Below are 4,500 nucleotides of genomic sequence, written 5' to 3'. Positions count from 1 at the left end.
GCAATCCACTGATAGACCCCCACCCTCAATCCCTCCCCTAAAGGGGGAGGGAGGCGAAAGCGCCCAGAGTCCACCTCAGTTTGAAATGATCTAGGACAAACTCCGGTCGGGAACCATCACGAGGTCTGGGGGATGGCCCGCGCCTTCGCCGCGTGACAGCCGGGAGCGGTGGAGGTGGCAGCAGGGGCCGAAATGTTCCTGCAAACCACGATGCCGCCCACCCACCGTACAGCCCCCGGGTCAAGCCTGAGGGCGGATCGGAGCAAGGCGGCTCTTGTGCATCACGCCGACACCTCTTGGCGAGCCCTCTACCCCTGTTCGCGCCAGGAGCCCATTTTGCCGCTGTCGAGCCCATACTGGTAAAGCTGCGCCAGCCATTGCGGCGAGCCGAAGAGGCTGTCGCTTTCCGGAAAACTGCCGGGAATGGCGGTGATGTTGTATTTGACGCCGCTGCGACGCGCCGAATTGGCCAGTTCAGCCAGGTTGGCGCGGCCGAGATACTTGAGCAGCGTCGGCAGCGAGCGCTCCAGCAGCCGCATGCTGGTCATCTGCACGGTGGTGGGCGAGGCATCGACCACGCCGTTGAAGATCACGTAAAGCCGGGCGCTGCTGGCATTGCCGACCTTGCCCCAGCCACCGGGCATGAGCAGCACCTGTTCGGTGACACCGCCGTCGACGTGCATTTCGTTATAGCTAACGCCCTGCGCATCCACGTCGATCAGCACTGGCGAGAACACGGTGGGCACCGCCGTCGAGGCGAGGATGATTTCGCGCACCAATTGCAGCTTGTCGGGCAGGGTGCTGTTGGCAATGGCGCCGATATCCCAGACCACCGGGCGCTGCGCATCGAGATTGGTCGTACCCACATAGAGTCGGCGGCCGGCGCGATGGGCGGCGGCGACTTCGCTCAACACCTGTTCGTCCACCGAAAGCGCGATGGCGCGCCGCACCGGGGCATTGTCGAGCATGGCGGGCGCGCCGAACACGGCGGACAGCACATTGGCCTTGGGATTGCTGGCCTGGCTCAGCGATTCGAACACCTGGTGCAGTCGGCCATCATATTTTGGGCCGAGCAGCGCCAGCGGCGCGATGATGGCGCCGACGCTGATGCCGGTGACCACCTCGAATTCCGGCCGCTTGCCCGATTGCGACCAGCCCACCAGATAGCCCGCGCCATAGGCGCCATTGATGCCGCCACCCGACAGGGTCAGAAAATCCACGCGCCCGTCCGAGCCCGGCTTGACCCTGGTGTGTCCGGCGGCAAATTCGGGATCGTCGCCCCAATAGCGCAGCTTGGCCGTGGTAAGGGGGCCGACGGCGGCATCATTAATCAGCGCCACCGGGATATCGGGGCGTTTTGGCGCGAAGTTGGCGCAGCCGGCCAGCGTTGCTGCCGCCAGCACCAGAATCGAAATTCTCAACAGACGCCGCATCGCAGGCCCCCAAATCTTGCTATGCTCCTGTGATAGCGGCCCGGCCCTAGCGTTCAAGAAACAAACAGATGCAATTTCGCGGTTTCGCACCAAAGGTTCATTCACCATGATGGCTTTTGCCCTGGTTGGGATCGGCGGCGCCATTGGCGCCATGGGGCGCTATGGCCTCTCCCAGTTGATCGGACGGTTGCTGCCGATGAGCTTTCCGCTCGCCACGCTGCTCGTCAATATTCTGGGCTCGCTGGCGATGGGCGTATTCGTCGGTTTGATGGCGCGGCTGCTCCCGGCCTGGCAGGCGGAAGCGCGGCTGTTCGTGGCGGTGGGTATACTGGGCGGGTTCACCACTTTTTCCTCCTTTTCGCTCGATACGATCGTGTTGATGGAGCGCGGTGCGCTCATCGAAGCGGGTCTCTATGTCGTGTTGTCGGTTGTGGTTTGCCTCGCGGGGCTTTATCTCGGCCTTCTGATGACAAGAGGCGGACCGGCATGAGCGCTGTTCAACATCGCGAAGTAAGCGCAGACGAAGAGGGCATGCGGCTCGACCGCTGGTTTGCCCGGCATTTCCCACAGGTTGGATTCGGACGGCTGCAGAAGCTGATCCGCAACGGGGAAGTGCGCGTCGACAAGGCCAAGGTCGAGACCAGCACCCGCCTCAGCGAAGGCCAGGTCATCCGCATTCCGCCGGTCGACGATCCCGGTGCCGTCCGCCCCATGCGCATCAACGAGGAGGATGTGCGCTTCCTCGAGGATCTGATCCTCTATCAGGACGACGACATCTTCGTTTTCAACAAGCCGCATGGCCTCGCCGTGCAGGGCGGCAGCGGCACGACCCGCCATCTCGATGGCCTGCTCAAGAACCTGCCCAATAAGAAGGGCGAGACGCCCAAGCTGGTGCACCGGCTCGACCGCGACACCTCCGGCTGCCTCGTCGTCGCCAAGACCTCCGCTGCCGCCACCCATTTCGGCTCGGTGTTCCGTTCGCGCTCGGCCCGCAAGATCTACTGGGCCGTGGTCGCCGGCAATCCGACGCCGCGCCAGGGCGAAATCTCCTGCTTCCTGGCCAAGCAGTCGACCACCGATGGCGAGCAGATGGTGGTGGTGCGCAATGGCACGCCGGGCGCCGTGCACTCCTCCAGCTATTATTCCACCACCGACACCGCCAGCCGCCGCTTCGCCTGGGTGACGCTGAAGCCGGTGACCGGCCGCACCCACCAGCTGCGCGTGCACATGGCCCAGCTCGGCACCCCGATCATCGGCGACCCGCGCTATTTCAACATCGAGAACTGGATGCCGGCACCCGGCCTCGGCGAAGGCCTGCACCTGCATGCGCGCCGTCTCGTCCTGCCTTTGCGCAATGGCAAGAAGCTCGACGTCTCCGCCCCGCTGCCGCCGCATATGCTGGAGAGTTTCGAGGCCCTGGGCTTCGACGCCAATCGCTACGATGCGCAAAGCGTCGATCCGGAGGACGCTGCATGAAGCTCGTCATGTTCGACATGGATGGCACGTTGATCGACACTGAGGCCCTCATTTCGGAACACATGGCGACCACCTTTGCCGGCGCCGGCCTCAGGCCGCCCACTCCGGCCGAGGCGCGGCGGGTCATCGGCCTGTCGCTCCCCAAGGCCATGGCCAGGCTGCTTGGCACTGACGACACGGCGCTGGCCGAAAAGCTGGCAGAAGACTATCGCGGCCATTATCGAGCCTCTCTCGTTGCCGCCGAGGGCCGCGAAGGCCTGTTTCCCGGTGCGCGCGAAGCCCTTGACCTGCTCCGCAGCCGCGCCGACACGCTGCTCGGCATCGCCACCGGCAAGGGCCTCAATGGCGTGCATCGCCTGACCCAACTGCATGGCATCGCGGATCACTTCGTCACCCTGCAGACGCCCGACCACAATCCCTCAAAACCCCATCCCGGCATGATGCTGCGCGCCATGGCCGAAACCGGTGCCGATGCCCGCGACACCGTCATCATCGGCGATACCACTTTCGACATTGAAATGGGCAAGGCTGCCGGCACGCGCGCCATCGGCGTTACCTGGGGTTATCACCACCCCGACGAATTGCGCGCCGCCGGTGCCGACCGCATCGTCGAGACCTATGCCGATCTGCCCGCTGCAATCGACAGCATCCTGGAGTCCTGAGCATGCGCGACCAACTCGAAGAGGCCCACCGCCACAGCGACGACGGCTATGGCCGGGCCCAGCACCTCAACAAGGTCGAGCTGCCCAAGCGCTTCTACAAGGCGGTCGACGTCGCCCGCCTCGAGGATGGCTATGCCGTTACCCTCGACGGCCGCCAGGTCCGCACGCCCGGTCACAAGCTGCCCATCGTCGTTCCGGCCCTCTCCATCGCCCAGGCGCTGGCGGCCGAATGGGCGGCGCAGGGCGAATTCATCGATCCCGGCACCATGCCCATGGTGCGGCTGATCAATTCGGCCGTGGAAAGCGGCGACGAGATGGTCCCGGCCTTCCGCGCCGAGATCGGGAAGTTCGCCGGCAATGACCTGCTGCTGTATCGCGCCGATGCGCCGCAGGAACTGGAGGCTGAGCAGGAAAGACACTGGGATGGGGCGCTGGTCGCCCTGGCCCGGCATTTCGACATCGCCTTCCAGCCCACCATCGGCATCATCCACCAGCCGCAGCCCGCCACGACGCTCAGCAAGCTCGACGCAGCGCTTGAAGGGCAGGGGCTGTTGTTGCTCACCGCGCTTGTCTCGATCACCGGCATCACCGGCTCGGGCCTCCTCGCCATCGCCTATCTCCACGGTCTGCTCACCGCAGATGCCGTCTGGGCCGCCGCCCATGTCGATGAAGACCACCAGATTCGCCTCTGGGGCGAAGACGAAGAAGCCATGGACCGCCGTGCCAAACGCCGCGTCGAATTCGACACCGCCATCGCAGTGGTGGATGCGCTCAAGGGGTGACGGGCTGGTCGGACCGGTACGTTCCCGCCCTTCCTGTTGAGGGGTGGTATTTAAAATAGCGGTATGCGAAGGCGCCGGTTTTCCGGCTCCAGCGCTCCCTCCCCCCCTTGAGGGGGAGGGCCGGGGTGGGGGGTGGTTCAGTGATTC

At 64.8% G+C, this 4,500-nt stretch carries 5 protein-coding genes; 4 read left to right on the top strand and 1 reads right to left on the bottom strand.

All coding sequences use genetic code 11. The annotated features are described in order from the left end of the window. Positions 1 to 308: 308 nt before the first annotated feature. Positions 309 to 1,433, bottom strand: a complete 1,125-nt coding sequence (locus DEVEQU_RS19305; RefSeq protein WP_164550490.1) for a patatin-like phospholipase family protein — start codon at positions 1,431 to 1,433, stop codon at positions 309 to 311. Between the two features lie 106 nt (positions 1,434 to 1,539). Here DEVEQU_RS19305 and crcB point away from each other — a divergent pair, with 106 nt between their 5' ends. The 4 genes from crcB to DEVEQU_RS19285 are packed head-to-tail and all read left to right on the top strand — an operon-like array spanning position 1,540 to position 4,353. Next, entirely contained in the window at positions 1,540 to 1,923 is a 384-nt protein-coding gene (gene crcB / locus DEVEQU_RS19300) for a fluoride efflux transporter CrcB (RefSeq protein WP_126152242.1), read from the top strand. Beyond that, positions 1,920 to 2,909, top strand: a complete 990-nt coding sequence (locus tag DEVEQU_RS19295; protein ID WP_126152241.1) for an RluA family pseudouridine synthase — start codon at positions 1,920 to 1,922, stop codon at positions 2,907 to 2,909. The genes crcB and DEVEQU_RS19295 overlap by 4 nt, the downstream gene beginning before the upstream one ends. Further along, positions 2,906 to 3,571, top strand: a complete 666-nt coding sequence (locus tag DEVEQU_RS19290; protein ID WP_126152240.1) for an HAD-IA family hydrolase — start codon at positions 2,906 to 2,908, stop codon at positions 3,569 to 3,571. Before DEVEQU_RS19295 ends, DEVEQU_RS19290 begins: the two co-directional genes overlap by 4 nt. A 2-nt stretch (positions 3,572 to 3,573) precedes the next feature. Continuing rightward, positions 3,574 to 4,353, top strand: a complete 780-nt coding sequence (locus tag DEVEQU_RS19285; protein WP_126152239.1) for an ATP12 family chaperone protein — start codon at positions 3,574 to 3,576, stop codon at positions 4,351 to 4,353. Positions 4,354 to 4,500 lie beyond the last annotated feature (147 nt).

The organism is Devosia equisanguinis (genome assembly GCF_900631955.1).
Lineage (GTDB): Bacteria > Pseudomonadota > Alphaproteobacteria > Rhizobiales > Devosiaceae > Devosia > Devosia equisanguinis.
This window is presented reverse-complemented; position numbering and strand designations above follow the sequence as displayed.